The sequence below is a fragment of the Acinetobacter sp. YH16044 genome, from assembly GCF_013417145.1.
Taxonomy (GTDB): domain Bacteria; phylum Pseudomonadota; class Gammaproteobacteria; order Pseudomonadales; family Moraxellaceae; genus Acinetobacter; species Acinetobacter amyesii.
Genome location: NZ_VPEK01000007.1, coordinates 1 through 19,579, shown reverse-complemented (window position 1 = coordinate 19,579; position 19,579 = coordinate 1). Strand labels below are relative to the sequence as shown.

Here is a 19,579-nt window from a genome sequence, read left to right as displayed (position 1 = left end):
AAATAATACAAATGTCAAAAAAGCCCACATTTACATGCAGGCTTTTGCTTAATCCACTAAAAAGTTCAGCTTAAGGTGCAGGATTTGGCTGTTGGCGATGAATAGCTTCAATCCCTTTTAAAATGTCTTCTGATAAATTCACCTCAAAAGCATCAATATTTTCTTTCAACTGATCTAGATTTGTCGCACCAATAATTGTACTGGTGACAAAAAATTGCTGCTTAATAAATGCTAGTGCTAACTGTGTCAACGTTAAACCATGCTGTTCAGCCAATTGTGCATATTGTTCTGTTGCCCATTCACTCTCCGCATTTGAATAGCGGCTGAAGCGTGAAAATAGTGTCACTCGAGCATTGGCAGGACGTGCACCATGACGGAATTTACCTGTTAGATAACCAAATGCTAAAGGTGAATATGCCAATAAGCCCACGCCTTCGTAGTGTGCAATTTCAGATAAACCGATTTCATAAGTACGATTCAACAAACTATACGGATTTTGCACACTGACAATTTTTTCTAAACCATGCTTTTCTGCAAGTTGTAGGAATTTTAAAGTTCCCCATGGTGTTTCATTGGAGAGTCCAATAGTACGAATTCGGCCTTTTTTCACTTCGTGACTTAAAGCAACCAATGTTTCTTCTAAATTGGTAATAGTTTGCGTACTGTTTGCTTCGGCATTGCCATAACCCAATTTACCGAAAAAGTTGGTTGGACGTTGCGGCCAATGCAACTGGTATAAGTCAAGATAATCTGTTTGTAAGCGCTGAAGAGAATGATCCAGTGCAGACTCAATTTCCGAAGCAATAAATTTAGTTTGCCCGTCACGAATATGACTACCGCCTTGTGACGGCCCTGCAATTTTTGAAGCTAAGATTAATTTATCACGTCCACCGCGAGCTGCAATCCAGTTACCAATAATAGTTTCAGTTGAACCTTGGGTTTCAGGTTTCGGTGGGACAGGATACATTTCTGCAGTATCCCAAAAGTTAAGACCACGCTCTAAAGCATAATCCAGTTGCTCGAAAGCTTCTGCTTGGGTGTTTTGTTCACCAAACGTCATAGTGCCTAAACAAATTTCTGGAACTAAAATTCCGCTATGTGCCAATGGTTTAAATTGCATGCCACAAATTCCCTCTTTATTTTAAATATCAATATATAAGTCACGAAGTAGCTTACCTAAGATATCGGCTTTGTTTAAATCATAATTTTCTGTTTATTTGTCAAAAAATGTGAGAAAAGCTTGTTCAGATATAATAGTGAGAAATGAATAGACATAAAAAAAGCAAACCCCTGAGTTTGCTTTTTTTTATTTAGAAGAATGATTATTCTTCGTCGTCAAATTCGTCAGAAGCCAATTGACTTTTATCTTCAAGCGATGCATCAAAAATTAGAATCGCTTTACCATCAGTTTCAATCATGCCTTGCTCTTCAAGTGTTTTTAGAACACGACCAACCATTTCACGGGAACAACCCACGATACGACCAATCTCTTGACGAGTAATACGAATCTGACGACCATTCGGCAAAATCATTGCTTCAGGTTGTGAAGATAAATCAATTAAGCAACGTGCAATTCGACCTGACACGTCAATAAACGCAAGGTCAGTGACTTTCCGTGTCGTATTTTTAAGACGACGTACAAGCTGTGCAAATACCGCATAACTTAAGTCTGGGTATTGTTTGCTTAATTCATGAAAGTTTTCATAGGTAATCTCAGCAATTTCACATACATCACGCGTACGCACTTCTGCAGTACGCTGTGCATTTGCTTCGAATAGACCCATTTCCCCAAAAAAGTCACCCGCATTTAAGTACGCAACCACAATTTCACGCTCATCATCTTCGCGTAAAATGATAGATACTGAACCCTTAAGAATTAAATACAAAGATTTAGATTCTGAGCCCGCATCAACGATTGTTGTACGTTTTGGGTAACGATTGATATATGCACGTTTTAATAATGCCTTCACCGACTCAGGTAACTGCCCCGGAGATAGCGCATCTGTGCTAAGTTGTGAAAAGTTTGAAGTCATGCTAACAGTTTCCGAATATGGATAATTTATAGATCGCACAAGACCTAAAGTGAACTTGTCACACGTAAGAGTTGAAATTCCTTATCAACTCAATTTATGTTAGTGTACAGGTACTGCGTAAATTTATAGCTTTTTTTAGGGACTTGCAATGCAAACTAGTGTTCATTGGCTAGAGAATGTTGCTTTTGAAGCAAAAACTCAAAGTGGTCACACTGTTATGATGGATGGATCACAAGAATATGGCGGTGAAAACCGTGGTCCGCGCCCAATGGAACTGATTTTAACAGGACTTGGTGGTTGTGCATCTTTCGATATTGTGACGATTTTAAAGAAAGCACGCCAAGACATTACTGATGTTCGTTGTGAATTAAATGCAGAACGTGCCGACACTATTCCTGCTGTATTCACTAAAATTCATTTGCACTTTGTAGTCACTGGTCATGGCGTGAAGGAAAAGCAAGTTGCAAAAGCGGTTGAACTTTCTGCTGAAAAATACTGTTCTGCTAGTAAAATGCTGATGGATGGTGGTGTAGAAATTACCCATGACTTTGAAATTTTAGAAGCTGAAGCGGCATAATATATTTGCTCAATTAAAAGCCGCATAGAATGCGGCTCTTTTGTTTCAAACAATCCGCTAAAGCACACATTGTATAAAGCACTGCTATATAGTCATAAACGCAGAAATATGAGCCAAAGAAGTTTGGCTTAATCACTTAAACAATCAATATCCAAATTGATGTATTTGCACATAGATGCATTTACACCCAATTCCATCTCATGATGATTTTACGACTCAATCCATATGAATCTATTCAAGCCAAATACGATTGAAAACGATTGCGAAGAACACCTTACATATAAGTAGATTTGATTTAACTATAGTCTTAATAACACTTTAATTAGGGTGTGTTGACACTTTTAGCTTAAAAAAATAGCGAAGTAGTAAAATCAAATCACCAAACCCAATTTTACTATTCGCTATGCCTCGTACCATGCTGACAGATCAACACTGGCAAAAGTTGAAAGTTATTCTGCGTAATTTATCCATTCACCACAACTCAAATTTACGCAATTTTATTGAAGCTATTCTCTATAGAATTAGAACAGGCTGTCCGTGGCGAGATATTCCTTCTTGTTTTGGTCATTCAAACTCTATTTTCAAACGTTTTAATCGTTGGTCAAGCAGCGGTAAGTTACTTAGATTATTCAAATTACTAGCCTCATGCCCCGATATGGAGTGGATTTTTATTGATGGCTCTCATGTACGTGCTCATCAACATTCTGCCGGCATAGCGAATCAATCTATTTCTAAAAGTGTAGGAGGAAACTCCTCAAAAATACATTTGATTGTTGATGCACATGGCAATCCTATTGATTTCATGATTACCGATGGAACCACACATGATGTTAAAGTTGCACATGATTTAATATCAACATTAGATTTAAAAGAGACAAAAGTGGTATGCGCAGATAAAGGCTATGATTCAGAATCACTGCGTGAACAGATCAGGAAAACAAGGACTAAAGCGAATATACCAAGGAAAACGAATAGCCAATCGAACAATGACCATATGGACTGGTATTTATATAAAATCAGGCATTTAGTTGAAAATATGTTTTGCAGATTAAAGGAATTTAGAGGAATAGCTACTCGATATGACAAGCTCAAAAGGAATTATCAAAGTTCTGTTGCTTTAGCCTGTATATTTTTATGGCTACCTTTATAGGGTTAATTATGAACAGTAAATGTCAACAGACCCTAATAATTTCAGATAAAAAAAAGCAGAATAATTTTGATTCTGCTTTTTGAATTTGGTAGGTTTAACCAGATTCGAACTGGTGACCTCTACGATGTCAACGTAGCGCTCTAACCAACTGAGCTATAAACCTAGAATGCGTAGAATCATATTCATTTTTATTTTTTATGACAAGCCCTTTTCTGAGTTTTTTAAACTTTGCGTACAAGTTTTAAGCAAAGCCTTAAAATATTGAATATCATGAGAACTTAGCGCGGTACCTACATAAATTTCCTGCTCAAATAACGTAATAACTTGTTCAAATGCCGCCCTTTCCTGTTCAGGTATATTTTCAGCCAAACGTTGTAACCAATGCCTAAAACTTTCTGAAGCCACTTTTTGCTGGCTCAAGGGTAAATTCTTAGCAAACTTGGCAATTTCTCTTTCAAGAGGGCTTAGGCTTTTTCTTTTTTTCCACAAAATCCATATAAAATATAATGCTACAATGCCACCAATACTCAAAATAAGAAGTAACCCACCTGCATAAGCAGAATTTACCCCGAGCTTTTTAAACCATTGTTGCTGTGATTCAGCATTATAACCCACCACTTTGCTTTGCCATTGGTAACTCGCATAATCACTCCATACACGGACTTTTTTCAACATCGAAAATTGTTGATAGGCCCAAGTCGACTGCTGGCTCCCCAAAATTGTCCGATCTTGTTCCATATAATCCTGCATCCCCCCATCGATACGCTGCGGTGCGATCATGGCCGTCGGATCAATACGACGCCAATGTTGATTGATATAAACCTCTGTCCACGCATGTGCATCAAGTTGACGAACTTCCCAACTTTTTCCATCTGGTGCTAATTGACCACCTTGATATCCCACGACAATACGCGATGGAACACCAACATAGCGCATCAACATTGCAAAGCTCGAAGCAAAATGTTCGCAAAAGCCCTGTCTTGATCCGAATAAAAAATCATCTATCCGATTTTGCCCCAATACACCTGGGCTTAAGGTATATGCAAAGCGATTTTGTTTATACCATTGCAAAACTTCGGCAATATAACGCTCGGGATTTTGATGACTTCGCTGCCATAAAGTTTGGGCCAATTGTTGTGATTGAACATCCAAGTTTTCAACATAGCGCGTGTTTAATTTTTCAAGTAAAGCCACATTTTTTATTTGTGGCGGCTCTGCACTTCCTAACCATTTCAGTTGAATCGGCTCTGTACGTGCTGTTAATCGGTAGGGTGTAATTCGACCATCTTGACCTAATGCAAAACGTGCTTCATTGGGAACGGATTGCTCCAACGACATAATCCACATCACACTTGGGTCGGCAGCCAAATATTGATAATTCAATGTCCGCTTGGGTTTTAAATCAGCTGGATTCAGCTGTATAACGTTCTGGTTAAAAAAATGACTAGTCCATTTAGAACCATCATATTCATCTAATGCCATCGCCCGCCAATACAGCTCTGTACGTGTTGGCAAGGCTTGAATATCACCAATTATACGAAAAGCCAAACTACTCGACTGTGATAACTCAGCAATATCGCCCGGAGACATGCTGTCACTGATTCCCGTTGTGGCTTTATTTTCAGGAATAGGAATATGCCATAGCGGCGGCAGGCGTGGAAAAAAGAGAAACAGTAAAATAAAAAATGGAACAGCTAAGCCAATAAATTTTCCCACATGCCCAATATCTTGTTTAATCGCCTGTATTTCACCGCCTGAGTTTTGGCTAAAACCAACGGTCTGTAAACGATATAATCCAATAAAGCAGCTCAACAACGCCAATAAAATAACCAATGCCATGGCAAAAGACTGGCTAAACAAAAAGCTACTGGCAATCACAAACATCGCAAAGTTAAATAAAATAATTACATCACGACGTGTTTTTGTTTCTAAAGATTTAGCAAATAAAAATGTACTGAGTACTGCAACCCCTGCATCAACACCAATAAAGGTTTTATGGCTTATATAAATGCTAAATAATGCTGTCAATGTCAGCACATAGGTTAAAATTTTAGAAAATGGTTTTTTACTGGCGCGGGTATTGAGTAATAAAATAAGCCAAATAACTAAAAATACTAATGATGTCGCCACAGGGATATAAAGCATTTGTGCAATGAGCACCAATGCTAAAGTGAGTAATATTGAGCGGCGTATGGTATTTTCAATCATCTCTTAAGCCTGCGCCAATAACCGTTTTGCTTCGGAATAATGCAGTTTTCCAGTACCTGATGCTAACTCAGCATTAGGTAAATACAGTGCATATTGATCGTGATTTTTTTCAGCCTGCTCGACCAAACCCATCATGAGGCTAAGTTTTTCTTCATGACTTTGAGCTGGCATATGGTGATAATGAATCTCCAATTTCTTTAGATCTTCATATTGCTCAAAAACTTTGACATACAAGCCTTGTCCTCGTGCTGCTTGTTTCCATGACACCGCATGAAGTGAATCCCCCGTCTGAAAACTCCGTAATTCGCGAAATTCATCAAGATCAGGTTCAAAATTTTGCTGTTGTTGCTTATTTTCCACGGAATGCAAACTGGCTTGTGGCGCAACCCACGCGGGGTGTTGTGCATACAAATACGTCCAGGCCCGAACCAAACCAAAGGGATAAACACTATAAATTTGTATAGGTGGAATCTGAAAAACACCGCGTTGACTGGTTGTAAAATTTAATTGAAAGCCGTGCTGTTGCGTATTGAACAATAATTTATGTAGCTGATTTTCAGTTTTAATCCACAAATATCGCGCCTGTTCAACCTCTTGTTTAAAGTAAATATCGACCAAAAGTAATTCCCCAGCTTGCGGGATATCAACAACATTTATTTGAATCTGCAACGCATGAAGCTGTTTAAAAGTAATATAGAAACTAATACACAATACGGCGCTAATTAAAAAGCAAAATCCTAAAATCAAGTTATTGGCATAATTCACACCTGCAATAAAGGTGATGAAAATTAACACCAAATACAAGTAGCCTTGCTGATAGATAAAGATCAATACATCTTTTTGAGTCAGCTGCTTGTGCTGATCGATTTTAAATCGACGTTCAATCCATTGCTGCCACATTGAAGCCAAGGTTCAACTCCTTTATTGGATCGAAACTTGTTCTAAAAGCTTAAAGGCTTCAAGATCTGACAACCCAATTCGATGAGATACCACAGCTGTAAAAACGGCTTGTACATCGTCAGGATTCACATAATTTCGCTGCTCAATCAGCGCATAGGCTTGCGCAGCTTTCTTTAAGGCTAAAACACCACGAGTAGAAAGACCATGTCTCCCCTTACGTGTCTCAGCAGCAAGATCCAAAATGTAATCCATTAAACGATCACTCAGATGTATCTGCTCGACAAACCCTTGTAGTTGTAAAATTTCTGCTTCATTAAAGATATGTGCTAATGCCGCAATCAGATCATGGCGTGAAGTTTGTTGGAGCAATAATTTCTCTGCCTGACGCGATGGATAACCTAAAGACAAACGCATTAAAAACCGGTCCAACTGGGACTCAGGTAAGGCATAAGTACCACTTTGAAATAAAGGGTTTTGTGTCGCAATCACCCAAAATGGTTGAGGCAAAGCATAGCGCACACCATCAACCGTCACATACCCCTCTTCCATCGCTTCCAATAAAGCACTTTGGGTCTTTGGACTACAACGGTTGATTTCATCTGCCAATAAAATTTGGGTAAAAATCGGCCCAGATTTAAACTCAAAATGATGTTCTTTTTGATTAAACATATTTACCCCAATCACATCGCTGGCCAGCATGTCATTGGTAAATTGAATCCGTTGAAACTTTAATCCCGCCAAATGTGACAAGGCGCTAGATAATGTCGTTTTTCCTAAACCAGGTAAGTCTTCAAATAGCACATGCCCGCCTGCCAATAGACAAGCTAAAGCCAATTTGGTTTGCTGATTTTTATCCAAAATAATTTGGTTAATTTGTTCGAGGAATGTATTTATTTTCGGGTAAAAAGGCGCAAGGCTCTGCTCACTTAAAAGCGTTGATGTATTATTTTGTTGGCTTTTCTCTGATCCCCAAAACACCTTTTATTCCCCAATAAAAAAGTTAAATGAATGACTAACATACAGGGTTTTATTTAAAAATACAGTGTTTATCTCCAAGCCATACCCAGTTCAATACTTTAAATACATACGCTTGATATTTATTGGGTATACAAAAGCGTTGTCATCGCTTCGACTGATCACAATTCAGCAATAAAAAAGCGTCCCGAAGAACGCTTTTTTTTATTGGATTTTTAGCACAAGTCAAAGCATTAGCAAGGACACTTCTTCATGTCACCACCAGCTGATGGATAACGTGCATCTACACAGTGACGATAAAATGTTTTTGCATCCATCGCTTCCAAATCAGGATGATGTTTTGCCATATGTTCCAAATAGTTTTGGTAATCTGGCACCCCCACCATCAAGCGGAAACTTTGCTGTAAACGTTGCCACAACGTCGCTATACGTGACCAATTTTTCGGGTTCAGAATTAAATCCTTCTGCGACATAATGGTCATTTTAATGATTTTATAAATCACCGTTTTTCCACTTTTTGCAAACTTCAGGTTCATTCATATTCCCCTATTAATGTGCTGAATTTGACGGATTAATTTCAGCTGGGTCACGGTAAATCGCTTCTGCTTCATTCACCGATGGATTTGGATTTGCCAAGGCACGACGCACCACACCAATCGCTGCAAATAACATCACAAATGCCACGATCATAAAGAATGCACAAAGACCAGCATTGATTTGATTCGACAATGCAACCGTATGCATTTCAGCCATGGTTTTTGCAGGTGCCAACAATTCATTTTTCGCAATTGCTGCGTTAAAACGATCTGCCTGAGCCAAGAAACCAATCTTTGGATTTTCGTGGAAAATCTTCTGCCAACCAGCGGTCATTGAAGTAATAAACAAGAATACTGTTGGGATAATCGTTACCCAAACATACTTTTGTTTTTTCATCTTAAATAAAATCACTGTACCCAAAATCAATGCCATCGCAGCAAGAATTTGGTTACCAATACCAAATAGCGGCCATAAGCTATTAATACCGCCAAGTGGATCAACCACACCTTGGTAAACGAAGAAGCCCCAACCTGCGACAGCCACAGCGGTACCCAACAGATTTCCGAAGAAATTATGTGAGTTTTTAACCGCAGGAACTACGATACCCACTGTATCTTGCACCATGAAACGACATGCACGCGTACCTGCATCCACAGCAGTTAAAATGAAGAGTGCTTCGAATAGAATCGCAAAGTGATACCAGAATGCCATCATTGAACGGTTATTGAAAATTTCCGTAATAATGTGAGCCATACCAATCGCAAATGTTGGCGCACCACCTGTACGAGACAGAATCGAATTTTCACCCACTTCTTGTGCAAGTAAGGTCAATGCTTCAGGTGTTACCACGAAGCCTAATGTACGAACTGCTTCTGCAGCGGACTCAACCGTTGTACCAATCACAGCTGCTGGCGCATTAATCGCAAAATACACACCAGGCTCAAGAATCGTTGCACAGACCAAAGCCATAATCGCAACAAAAGACTCCATCAACATGCCGCCATAACCGATCATGCGAATATCTTTTTCATTATTCACAAGCTTCGGTGTCGTTCCTGAAGAAACGAGCGCATGGAAACCTGAAATTGCACCACAGGCAATGGTAATAAACAAGAATGGGAACATTGAGCCTGCAAATACAGGACCCGTACCATCAATAAAATGCGTTACCGCTGGCATTTTCATTTCAGGTAAAGCAAACATGATCCCGATTGCCAAACCTGCAATAACACCAATTTTCAAGAAAGTAGATAGGTAATCACGTGGTGCAAGCAGTAACCAAACGGGTAATACTGATGCCACGAAACCATAACCAATCAACCACCAAGTTAGTTCAGTACCTGAAAGTGTAAAGAATGGACCCCAGTATGGGTGCTGTGCAATGTCACCACCATAGATAATCCCTGCCATCATCAGTACAAAACCAATGATCGACACTTCTGCAATTTTACCCGGACGGATAAATCGCATGTAGATACCCATGAAAATCGCAATCGGTACAGTGGCCGCGATACTGAAAACACCCCACGGACTGTTGGTCAACGCTTTTACAACAACCAAAGCAAGTACCGCAAGAATGATGATCATCACGCCAAGTGCACCAAGCATCACGATGATTCCGGCAAAAGAACCTAGTTCTTGTTTTGCCATTTCACCGAGTGAACGACCATCACGACGCGTTGAGATGAACAAGACTAAAAAGTCTTGAACCGCACCGGCAAGAACAACACCCACCAAGAGCCAAATAGTTCCCGGCAAATAACCCATTTGCGCAGCAAGGATCGGTCCGACTAATGGGCCTGCACCTGCAATCGCAGCAAAGTGGTGACCAAATAGAACGCTTTTATTGGTCGGTACATAATCCAAGCCGTCAGCTAAGCGATGGGCAGGCGTTAAACGTCGCTCATTCAGTTCAAAGACTTTATTGGCAATAAATAAACTATAAAAACGATATGCAATGCTATACACACAGATTGCTGCAAGGATCAGCCAAACTGCATTGACATGCTCGCCTCGACTGAGTGCTAGTATGCCGAATGAAACGGCACCTAGAATGGCTACAAACAGCCAGATAATCTTTGAAGCCATTCCTGACTTCGGTTGAATGGTTTCCATCTCAATCCCTCATAAATGTTGAAATAAATCAGCTTGATTTTTCTTGTTCGAGGTACTGCTGTTTCTTCCCTTGAAACTCTACTCCTGTTATGGGCTTTTTCATCTAATACTTTGGCATAAAAATTTAAACCAATAGGTATAAAAAAAGGGATGAATCACTTCATCCCTTTCGATAATAGTCTATTTTTAAACCATTATGCACGTTCTAAATAGTCACCAGTACGGGTGTCTACACGAACGCTTTCTTCTTGCTGTACGAATAATGGAACACGTACAACTGCACCAGTTTCAAGCTTAGCAGGTTTACCGCCACCGCCTGAAGTATCACCACGTACACCTGGATCAGTTTCAACGATTTTTAATACAACGAAGTTGGGCGCGCTCACAGTTAAAGGAACACCATTCCATAACATGATTGTGCAAAGTTCGTTAGAGTCATCTTTCAACCATTTAGCCGCGTCGCCCATAGCAACTTTATCAGCAGCGATTTGTTCGAAAGATTCTGGATCCATGAAGTTCCACATTTCACCGTCGTTATACAAGTAGTTCATTTCAACTTCTTGGATGTCAGCAGCTTCTAGTGAATCACCAGATTTGAAAGTTTTTTCTAAAACTTTACCAGTTTTAAGGTTACGTAATTTTACGCGGTTAAAAGCTTGGCCTTTACCTGGTTTTACGTATTCGTTTTCCATGATTGAACATGGGTTACCGTCAAGCATGACCTTAAGGCCTGACTTGAAATCATTCGTAGAATAATAGGCCATGACTGGCTCACTCCAAACTTACTAACTTTAATCTATAGATGCTATGGGCTGTAACATGTCATTTAGCAAGTACTGACTGTAACATTGGCTGCCACATGCACATTAATGTGATATTGCGTATTCTAAATGACCAATGCACCATGTCGCAACGAAAAAATCCCCATTAAAGGGGTCAAGCTGCTTAACTTACACTCAGACATTAAAGAACTTTGTTTATACAATGCCCACAAACAGGTAAAATTGCTGTTGACTGAAACTTAATAAATGTTTCGTAGGCTTCATCCGTTGTGAGCTTTATCGGAATTATTTCAGCTTACACTTCAAAGTTCGACGCATTAATTTCAGCAATATTCCCCACACACCTTTCTGCATTTTTTAAACATTCAGCATGATAAACTATTTATTTCAAGAGCAAAACTGGCAAACCCAATTGAGTGATTTGATAACAAATCCTCAAGAATTACTCGATGTATTAGAACTTTCGCATGATCAGTTATTATCGGGTGCTCAGTTCGCAGCAGATGAGTTTCGCCTACGCGTGCCGCGAGCTTTTGTTGAAAAAATGCAAAAAGGTAATCCGCTCGATCCGCTTTTACTCCAAGTCCTACCGCATCATTTAGAACTCGAAGAACACGCCGGTTTTGTTACCGACCCATTAGGTGAAGAACAAGCCAACCAACAGCCTGGTGTATTACATAAGTACAAGTCTCGTTTTTTACTGACCTTAACCGGTGCCTGCGCGGTCCATTGCCGTTATTGTTTCCGCCGGCATTTTCCCTACCAAGAAAACCTGCCTAAAAATGACGATTGGGTAAACATTAAGCAATATATCGAACAACAACCCGATATTAATGAAGTGATTTTAAGTGGTGGAGACCCGCTCACACTATCAAATCGTAAAGTTCAAGTGTGGATTGAACGTTTATCGACTTTACCACAAATTAAATTTTTGAGAATTCATTCACGAGTTCCTATCGTAATCCCCAACCGTGTCGATGAAGAGCTGGTTTCTATTTTAAAAAACAGTAGGCTACGCATTATTCTAGTGGTACACTCAAATCATGCATCAGAGCTAGATGACTTCACCTGTAGCCAGCTTCAACAGCTTGTCAAACAAGAAATCACCGTGCTGAACCAAGCAGTCTTATTAAAAGGGGTTAATGATTCTGCAGATGTATTGGTCGATTTAAGTTACCGCTTATTCGACGCAGGTGTAATGCCATATTATTTACATGTTCTGGATAAAGTAAAAGGTGCTCATCATTTTGATACACCAGCTCAGGATATTGATTTAATTTATAAAAAAGTTTTAGAGAACCTACCTGGTTATTTGGTTCCTAAACTTGTACGGGAAATAGCGGGCGAAAAAAACAAGACACCGCTTTTTGGGGCTTCAACTTTTTGAGTTAAATAATAAAGATGACCACGCATACTTCAGATACGTTTTACAATCCGACTGAATTAAAGCTGGATAAATTAAGCTTTTGTCCGACCAATGCTAAAGGTCTGCAAGAGTGGTTAAACGGTATTTCAATTTTACAATTGGGTACCTCATCTAAAGCTTTATTCAATGCCTTACTTGAAATCTCCGAGCTGAAATGCCAAGAGATGTTACGTTTTGATTTGGTTCAAATTTTACATCCGACTATGGAAAGTGTGCTCACAAGCTTAGAAAAACACTTTACCAATCAAAGCCTCATTACCACGGATCGTAATGACCAAATCATTGAATTGGCGATGCTTTTACGCAGTCACTTTGCCAAAATCTATATTGATATTGCCAAACGATGTAATCAGCAGCTTAATCAACAAAAGTTTTCGATTTTTTCATTCGGCCATAAAAAAAGCTTACAAACCGCTCGAATTGCATCAATCTACTATGCGTTGCAACAACTGACACTGTTGTTGTATCAACAACATATGTTGTATGCCACACCGACTGCAGGTCAATGGATTGCGGCACATCAACTGATTGAATGTGCCATTGAACACAATTTCTATCAAAGTAATGTCAATCAGTTACTGGGTACTCAACATCAAATTGCAAATATTGCTCAAGCTTATGCACAATTAATCTTATTAGATATTTTCAATAATCATCAGATTCGCCCTGCTGAAATCCAAGGTTTGTATTTATGTAGCTTTGACTGGGCAAAATTGGTTCAAATCCTACCGAAAGAAACCACGCTTTCACGCTATGTTGTAGACACGAAAAAAGATCACCCACCGATTTATAACTCAAAACAAGATCGGTCTTATCAAGCCAATGTATACATTTCAACGCAAAACTTGCTCGATCATTTGACCGAAACGCAAACTAGAAATGCCAATTATTTATCTAAAAATGAAAAGTTATTTTTAACTCCAGCGCTATATTTCCATATTCATAATATTTTGACCAACAACACTGAACGCCGTCATGAACGTTATGAATATTCTGCGCAAATTAATATTTGCTTTAGCTTAATGGTGGCGCATTTCTATCTCTCTAAAGGTAAAAACTTCCACGAAACTTTAGATTTGGAAGGCAATTATCAATTCCACAATGAAGCCTCTTTTGTCAATTCGCATGATTCAAATATGCCAACAGGCATGACTAATGCGAAAGCGCTAGATCGTGAAGCAAAACAGATTCATACCGCTGACGTATTAGATATTAGTGTGAATGGTTATCGCATTAAATGGACTGGCCCTACCCCTGCTAATTTAAAAACCGGCGAATTTATTTTGATCCAAGAAAATGCTCAAAGCCAATGGCGTGGCGGTGTTGTTCGTTGGATCAAACAATCGACTGAAAAAAGTTTGGAATTGGGTCTCGAAGTACTGGCTCAAGATTTGTATCCATGTTCAGCCCATATTCGTACCGACCGCAATACAACAAATCATCAACCTGCTTTATTGGTACAGACCACACAACTTGATCAAGTGTCTACGACCTTAATTTTACCTGGGGCAAATCTCTTCCGAGAGAAACAAACGATCCACCTTCGCTTAGGCAAAGAAGACATCAAAGTCTATCTCACCAAAGCGCAGTTGGTGACACAAAGCTTTATTCGCTTTGAATATGAATTATTGAATGAAGAGCAAGAAAATGTCGTTAAAGACTATATTGCGAAACAGAGCAATGAGATCAAAAATAACGACTTATGGGAAGCATTAAAGTGAGAAATCCATTACTATCCAAAAAACTAAAACGTACGGAAACTCGATTACTCATTATTGATGATAATCAAATACGTTTTAACCAGATACGTGATTTATTGACAGACAGCGAACATCAAGTTCATGCCATATTACTTGATGATTTACAAAATTTCGAAAAACAGCTGAATCTCAATTGGGACTTGATCATTTTTGGACGTGCTTATGATTTAAAATATGAACAAGCTTTAAGTTTAGTTCAACTATCGAGCCAACCGAATTTACCGATTATTTTACTTAAACCCGAAGACTATCAAGCAGAACAATATGCAAGTTTAGTCAAAAAAGGGATTTATGACATTGTCGATATTGCTGAACCTGAGAGTTTCTATTTTGGTTTAATCCGTGCTTTATCCTTTAGTCGCCTACAACAATCGCAGCAACATTTAATGGAAGAGCTCGAAACAGCTCAAATCCAAACCCAGTCTTTAGTTGAAGATAGTCGTAAAGCGGTTGCCGTGATTCAAGAAGGCATTCATATTCAAGCCAATGCTGAATATCTCACTTTGTTTGGTCTAAAAAATGAAGATGATGTAATTGGTCTGCCTTTACTTGATCTATTACAACCTACTGACCTCAACGACTTTAAACAACGCTTTAAAAAAATTAGCCAAGGGCAGCTCGATTTAGGACGTTTTGATCTTGTTTCGCAAAATATCGCAGTGGCTGGGCAAAACCCACTAAAACTCGAATTTATTGCCGCAGCTGAAGAAGATGCTTTACAGCTCGCAATTGAAATTGGCAGTCAAAGCAGCAATGCTGTAAGCACCGCGCCAGTTGAAGCCAGCCCACAAAAACCAAAAGCTTTTCAACAACTCAACCGTACCATCGGTCAACAACCTGCCAATGTAAATGCATTAGTGCTATTTACTTTGGCTTCTTGCTCAGATGCGATTTTTCAAAAAGATTGGAATACTTATAAAAGCTATTTCACCAATATTAAAGACTTCTTGAAAGATCAAACACATGCTCCATTATTTAGTTTAGACAATGGTGCAATCGTTGCCTTATTCCAAGCGGATAATCAGCTCAAACTTGAGTCTAAATTAATTGGTCTTAACACCCTGAGCAAACCTCAATTACTCAGTGTAAATAATGAAACTTATCCATTAAATTTACGCATGGGATACAGTGTTTTAGACAGCGATATTCGTGATGAAGCACATTTTGAAACCTTTGTTGCAAAAGCCTTTAATACTGCGCTACCTACCAACCAACAAGCGCCTGAAATCGATTTAACGATTCCATTAGAAATTGATATTCCAAGTTTGGATTTTGGTACACCAGAAGCGCAAATTGCACCGATTGTCGTTAGTGATGAAGCTCCTGTTATTAAGGCCCTTCGTAACTGCTTAGAACGCGGTGAAATTCATCTTAAATATCAACAACTGTATGATAAAGAAGATTCTCATCTTTATACTTATGAAGTAACCAGCGGCTTTATTTTTGAAAATAAATGGAAAGATATCGCCCAACTGCGTGAGTTAGCTGAAGACTCGGAGCTTTCCATTAAATTGGATCGTTGGATCTTGGTTGAATCGTGTAAACAGCTACACAACTTCATCACTCAGTTCCCTGAAGCTAAATTAATCGTTAACCTGAACAAAGAAGTGCTATATAACGACCGCACCTTCCCTGAGTTTATTTCGAAACTAATTACGATTATTCGTAGTAAATTGAAAAATCCACTGATTTTACAATTTGCCGAAGAAGACATTCAGCTCAATATCGATGCCGCTCAAAAAGCATTTGTAGAACTTCGTAAAAATGGTGCCGAACTGGCTTTACGCAATTTTGGTCATTCGATGTTTAGTGAATCATTATTACGCCAAATGGATGTTCACTGCTTAACATTAGATTCAAGTTTGACCAAAATGCTTGCAAACGATAAGTCGTGCCAAGAGCTCCAAGAAAAAATTACCACTTATCATGAAATCAAAACTGTTGAAATCATGTTACGTGAATTAAATGACATGACACTGTTTGCCAATGCTTGGAATGTCGAAGCTCGCTTTATTCAAGGCGATTATTTCCAGAAGAAACTCGACCATCTCATCGATGTTCAGGACCAATAAGGTTCTGAACATTGCCGATTTAAGGTTTATCTTTTTTATCGGCACAAAAAAACGGGCATAAAGCCCGTTTTTCGTTTTGGATATTAACGTTTGATAGAACGTGACATACCAGCAAAACGTTGCTTGAATTTGTCGATACGACCGCCAGTGTCAACGCTTTTCTGTTTACCAGTGTAGAATGGGTGGCAAGCAGAACATACGTCTAGGTAAATAGTTTCTTTACCAAGAGCTGAACGAGTTTCAATTACGTTACCGCATGAACATGTAGCAACTAAAGTTTCATATTTTGGGTGAATATCGGCGCGCATCGTCGATTACTCCTAAGATTTAAGAAGGTTTAGCTGTCATCGCAATTGATCACTCTTGTATCGCTACAAGGAAGGCTTAAAAAAGCAGACCAACACCATAACAGACCATTCTTTTGGCCCACCGAGACGGATACCGTCAGAGCTAAGCACAACAAGTTGGGGCAAATTATAGCTGATTTTTTAATGTTAATAAATAGATATTCAAGGCTGAATCGCTCTACTCTTTAGGTTGAGCTTGCTCTAAATATTTCTGATATTGTAATTCGACTGTACGCTGAAATTGGGCTTGATCAAAATGGTTTAATCTTTCAATAAATGCAGGACAAAACGTCGTAGCATTTACTGACTGTAATGATCTGCTCATACCCTCTAAAATACTTTGAAGCTGCTGTTTAAATTGTGCATCGACTGACAGATCAACATCTTTTGCCTTTAATGGCTCTACACCCTTAAAACGGACAGCCTGAACCGCAGCAATTAATTTAAGCTTTGCAGTTTGATAAGCCTGATCTAATTCCGTATTCATCTGTGGTTGTCGATCACGACAAAAATCCAGCATAGGCTGCAGGCTAATGAGCGGCATTTTTTCAATGACATCACGGTTACTATTTAAAGATAAATCCTCTTGAGCATGAACGACTGTGTTCAGACCCAAGAATAAAATGAAGAAGCTTGTTTTAATTTTCATGATTTTTTCTTTTCATCTATATAAGGTATTTTAAAAGGACCTATTCATCTCGCCCTTATTCTTGCCCACGGCTTTGTTTTGCCCAAAGGTTGGCAATCACACCACACACCATCAGCTGAATTTGGTGAAAGATCATAATTGGTAAAACTATCATCCCCATCGGCTGACCAATAAATAGAATTTGTGCCATGGGCACGCCACTTGCCAAGGTTTTTTTAGAACCACAAAAGAAAATCGTCTTTTGATCAGCTCGGCTAAACCCCAACCAACGTGGTACATATAACGCCAATAACATAATGATTGTTAACAAGACAGAGCACGCCACAATCAACAGGAATAAAGTCATACCACTCACATGATGCCATAGCCCTGCCACCACCGCACTGCTGAATGCGCCATAGACCACCATCAAAATTGAGCCCTGATCAAATACCTTCACAATTTTTGGCATTTTCTTCATATAAGGAAACACCCAAGGACGGAGGAGCTGCCCTAAAATGAAGGGAATCAGTAATAACAGGGTAATTTGGATAATAGATGCCGTCGGATCGTAGTTATGTTGTGACTGACCAAGAATAAAATAGGCCACCATCACTGGGGTAATAAACATCCCAATAATATTTGAAAATGATGCACTACAGACTGCGCCAGCAACATTACCCTGTGCTACCGAAGTAAATGCAATAGAAGACTGTACTGTCGAGGGTAAAAAGCACATAAACAAAAAGCCCCAATACAACTCTTGCCCTAACATCGGCACGAGAATTGGTTTCGCCATTAAACCCAATAATGGAAATAATGCAAAGGTAAAAGCAAAAACTAAAGCATGTAACTTCCAGTGCATTATGCCTTCAACCACAGCCTCACGAGATAACTTTGCACCATGAAGGAAAAATAAAATGGCAATTGCAGCCGTGGTAATATAGCCAAAGATTTCTGCAGCTTGACCACTAACAGGCAAAAAAGTCGCAAGTATGACCATTACAAAAAGTAGAATGGTAAAACGATCCAAAGCCAACATTTTCAGCATAACAACATCCTGTACAAATTTCCCTTTAAACGCATCGACAAAAAAATGCCCAATAAGCTAAATTTACCATTGAGTAAATTTCATCTTACTGGGCCATGTAAATAAAGCCAGCTTTTCTCCGATATATTCATTATTTTAAACGTTGATAGTGAGCTCAACGCAAAAAAAATTATAAATAAGAATATTCAGCATTACATATGACTTTAAATGAATAATTGCAGATTAATTATTTCGTGCATTTGAGTCTTGTTGGATCAACTCAATTTTATAGCCATCTGGATCTTCAACAAAGGCAATGACGGTCACACCACCTTTCATTGGTCCTGCTTCACGTACCACGTTTCCGCCACGTGCTTTAATTTCTTCACAAGCCTTGTAGGCATCATCTACTGCAATAGCAATATGGCCATACGCATTTCCCAACTCATAACTATCTGTATCCCAGTTATGCGTTAACTCGAGTACAGTATGATTTTCTTCATCACCATAGCCCACAAATGCCAAAGTAAAACGACCTTCTTCATAATCACGCTTACGAAGCAAAGTCATACCGAGTACTTCAGTATAGAACGCCAATGAACGCTCTAAATTGCCTACACGTAACATGGTATGCAGCATGCGCATAATCGAGTTTCCTAAATCTATCATTATGTTTGAATACTATAGGGATTTAACATACAAAGTTCAATTTAAGTCTAGAACGCATATACCCACTTATTTCAAATATCCTCGCCTTAAATCATAAATTTGCTTAGGCTATTTAACAGTGTCTTGTCCTGAAATAGATTGACAGTATTCCACTTCAAACCGAGTTAAGCAATTAGCTCGGTTTTAGTTTGCTCATACGTCTGATTCGGGGTGTTCATATTTAAACTTAAATGTGGTCTATAACAATTATAAATCATAATAGATTCCGCAATTAAGTGATCTAACTCCTTCATGGTTTGACATCGTGTAATTAAAAACTCCTGCTTTAATATTCCATTAATCCGCTCTGCTAATGCATTCTGGTAACAGT

General features: G+C 38.9%; 18 protein-coding genes and 1 tRNA gene. 5 read left to right on the top strand and 14 right to left on the bottom strand.

Going from position 1 to position 19,579, the window contains the following annotated elements:
• Positions 1–70 precede the first annotated feature (70 nt).
• Both FTV38_RS06490 and crp read right to left on the bottom strand, forming a co-directional pair.
• Positions 71–1,120, bottom strand: a complete 1,050-nt coding sequence (locus FTV38_RS06490) for an NADP(H)-dependent aldo-keto reductase (protein WP_180021987.1) — start codon at positions 1,118–1,120, stop codon at positions 71–73.
• A gap of 202 nt (positions 1,121–1,322) precedes the next feature.
• On the bottom strand, positions 1,323–2,033 hold the full coding sequence (gene crp, locus FTV38_RS06485) for a cAMP-activated global transcriptional regulator CRP (RefSeq protein WP_168377778.1): 711 nt from the start codon (positions 2,031–2,033) through the stop codon (positions 1,323–1,325).
• A gap of 148 nt (positions 2,034–2,181) precedes the next feature.
• Between crp and FTV38_RS06480 the strand changes: the two genes are divergently transcribed.
• Complete coding sequence (locus FTV38_RS06480; protein ID WP_078188630.1) at positions 2,182–2,610, top strand: OsmC family protein; 429 nt, start codon at positions 2,182–2,184, stop codon at positions 2,608–2,610.
• A gap of 403 nt (positions 2,611–3,013) precedes the next feature.
• Positions 3,014–3,760: an IS5 family transposase gene (locus tag FTV38_RS06475; protein WP_168377779.1), complete on the top strand. Its 747-nt coding sequence runs from the start codon at positions 3,014–3,016 to the stop codon at positions 3,758–3,760.
• Between the two features lie 86 nt (positions 3,761–3,846).
• Here FTV38_RS06475 and FTV38_RS06470 read toward each other — a convergent pair.
• The 7 genes from FTV38_RS06470 to efp all read right to left on the bottom strand — a co-directional run bounded on the left by FTV38_RS06470 (position 3,847) and on the right by efp (position 11,259).
• Positions 3,847–3,923, bottom strand: a tRNA-Val gene (locus FTV38_RS06470).
• A gap of 32 nt (positions 3,924–3,955) precedes the next feature.
• Positions 3,956–5,968: a DUF3488 and transglutaminase-like domain-containing protein gene (locus tag FTV38_RS06465; protein WP_180021986.1), complete on the bottom strand. Its 2,013-nt coding sequence runs from the start codon at positions 5,966–5,968 to the stop codon at positions 3,956–3,958.
• 3 nt (positions 5,969–5,971) lie between these two features.
• On the bottom strand, positions 5,972–6,877 hold the full coding sequence (locus tag FTV38_RS06460) for a DUF58 domain-containing protein (protein ID WP_180021985.1): 906 nt from the start codon (positions 6,875–6,877) through the stop codon (positions 5,972–5,974).
• 12 nt (positions 6,878–6,889) lie between these two features.
• A complete protein-coding gene (locus tag FTV38_RS06455) occupies positions 6,890–7,846 on the bottom strand; it encodes a MoxR family ATPase (RefSeq protein ID WP_180004888.1) in 957 nt (318 codons plus the stop codon).
• Positions 7,847–8,076: 230 nt separating this feature from the next.
• Entirely contained in the window at positions 8,077–8,379 is a 303-nt protein-coding gene (locus FTV38_RS06450; RefSeq protein WP_078190160.1) for a YbdD/YjiX family protein, read from the bottom strand.
• Positions 8,380–8,392: 13 nt separating this feature from the next.
• A complete protein-coding gene (locus FTV38_RS06445) occupies positions 8,393–10,495 on the bottom strand; it encodes a carbon starvation CstA family protein (RefSeq protein WP_078190161.1) in 2,103 nt (700 codons plus the stop codon).
• A gap of 194 nt (positions 10,496–10,689) precedes the next feature.
• The gene (gene efp / locus FTV38_RS06440; RefSeq protein ID WP_067762759.1) at positions 10,690–11,259 is read right to left on the bottom strand and encodes an elongation factor P; all 570 of its coding nucleotides are present in this window, start codon (positions 11,257–11,259) and stop codon (positions 10,690–10,692) included.
• A gap of 388 nt (positions 11,260–11,647) precedes the next feature.
• Between efp and epmB the strand changes: the two genes are divergently transcribed.
• The 3 genes from epmB to FTV38_RS06425 are packed head-to-tail and all read left to right on the top strand — an operon-like array spanning position 11,648 to position 16,535.
• On the top strand, positions 11,648–12,664 hold the full coding sequence (gene epmB, locus FTV38_RS06435) for an EF-P beta-lysylation protein EpmB (protein WP_180009345.1): 1,017 nt from the start codon (positions 11,648–11,650) through the stop codon (positions 12,662–12,664).
• 14 nt (positions 12,665–12,678) lie between these two features.
• Positions 12,679–14,424, top strand: coding sequence for a GTPase (locus FTV38_RS06430; protein WP_180021984.1), 1,746 nt, complete (start codon positions 12,679–12,681; stop codon positions 14,422–14,424).
• A complete protein-coding gene (locus FTV38_RS06425; protein ID WP_180021983.1) occupies positions 14,406–16,535 on the top strand; it encodes an EAL domain-containing protein in 2,130 nt (709 codons plus the stop codon). Before FTV38_RS06430 ends, FTV38_RS06425 begins: the two co-directional genes overlap by 19 nt.
• An 83-nt stretch (positions 16,536–16,618) precedes the next feature.
• Here FTV38_RS06425 and rpmE read toward each other — a convergent pair whose 3' ends face one another.
• The 5 genes from rpmE to FTV38_RS06400 all read right to left on the bottom strand — a co-directional run.
• Positions 16,619–16,843: a 50S ribosomal protein L31 gene (gene rpmE / locus FTV38_RS06420; protein ID WP_078190165.1), complete on the bottom strand. Its 225-nt coding sequence runs from the start codon at positions 16,841–16,843 to the stop codon at positions 16,619–16,621.
• Between the two features lie 217 nt (positions 16,844–17,060).
• Positions 17,061–17,531 carry a hypothetical protein gene (locus tag FTV38_RS06415; protein ID WP_180021982.1) on the bottom strand — a complete coding sequence of 157 codons (471 nt, stop codon included), beginning with the start codon at positions 17,529–17,531 and terminating at the stop codon, positions 17,061–17,063.
• Positions 17,532–17,586: 55 nt separating this feature from the next.
• Positions 17,587–18,561 carry a bile acid:sodium symporter family protein gene (locus FTV38_RS06410; RefSeq protein ID WP_180004882.1) on the bottom strand — a complete coding sequence of 325 codons (975 nt, stop codon included), beginning with the start codon at positions 18,559–18,561 and terminating at the stop codon, positions 17,587–17,589.
• Between the two features lie 222 nt (positions 18,562–18,783).
• On the bottom strand, positions 18,784–19,185 hold the full coding sequence (gene gloA / locus FTV38_RS06405) for a lactoylglutathione lyase (RefSeq protein WP_078190168.1): 402 nt from the start codon (positions 19,183–19,185) through the stop codon (positions 18,784–18,786).
• 188 nt (positions 19,186–19,373) lie between these two features.
• Positions 19,374–19,579, bottom strand: a 206-nt coding sequence (locus tag FTV38_RS06400) for an integrase core domain-containing protein (protein ID WP_180005052.1), incomplete at its 5' end; no start/stop codon positions are given.

Coding starts and splice junctions, on each gene's coding strand:
- FTV38_RS06490 (WP_180021987.1), bottom strand. CDS start 1,120: ATGCAATTTAAACCATTGGCACATAGCGGAATTTTAGTTCCAGAAATT.
- crp (WP_168377778.1), bottom strand. CDS start 2,033: ATGACTTCAAACTTTTCACAACTTAGCACAGATGCGCTATCTCCGGGG.
- FTV38_RS06480 (WP_078188630.1), top strand. CDS start 2,182: ATGCAAACTAGTGTTCATTGGCTAGAGAATGTTGCTTTTGAAGCAAAA.
- FTV38_RS06475 (WP_168377779.1), top strand. CDS start 3,014: ATGCCTCGTACCATGCTGACAGATCAACACTGGCAAAAGTTGAAAGTT.
- FTV38_RS06465 (WP_180021986.1), bottom strand. CDS start 5,968: ATGATTGAAAATACCATACGCCGCTCAATATTACTCACTTTAGCATTG.
- FTV38_RS06450 (WP_078190160.1), bottom strand. CDS start 8,379: ATGAACCTGAAGTTTGCAAAAAGTGGAAAAACGGTGATTTATAAAATC.
- FTV38_RS06445 (WP_078190161.1), bottom strand. CDS start 10,495: ATGGAAACCATTCAACCGAAGTCAGGAATGGCTTCAAAGATTATCTGG.
- efp (WP_067762759.1), bottom strand. CDS start 11,259: ATGGCCTATTATTCTACGAATGATTTCAAGTCAGGCCTTAAGGTCATG.
- epmB (WP_180009345.1), top strand. CDS start 11,648: ATGATAAACTATTTATTTCAAGAGCAAAACTGGCAAACCCAATTGAGT.
- FTV38_RS06430 (WP_180021984.1), top strand. CDS start 12,679: ATGACCACGCATACTTCAGATACGTTTTACAATCCGACTGAATTAAAG.
- FTV38_RS06425 (WP_180021983.1), top strand. CDS start 14,406: ATGGGAAGCATTAAAGTGAGAAATCCATTACTATCCAAAAAACTAAAA.
- rpmE (WP_078190165.1), bottom strand. CDS start 16,843: ATGCGCGCCGATATTCACCCAAAATATGAAACTTTAGTTGCTACATGT.
- FTV38_RS06415 (WP_180021982.1), bottom strand. CDS start 17,531: ATGAAAATTAAAACAAGCTTCTTCATTTTATTCTTGGGTCTGAACACA.
- FTV38_RS06410 (WP_180004882.1), bottom strand. CDS start 18,561: ATGCTGAAAATGTTGGCTTTGGATCGTTTTACCATTCTACTTTTTGTA.
- gloA (WP_078190168.1), bottom strand. CDS start 19,185: ATGCGCATGCTGCATACCATGTTACGTGTAGGCAATTTAGAGCGTTCA.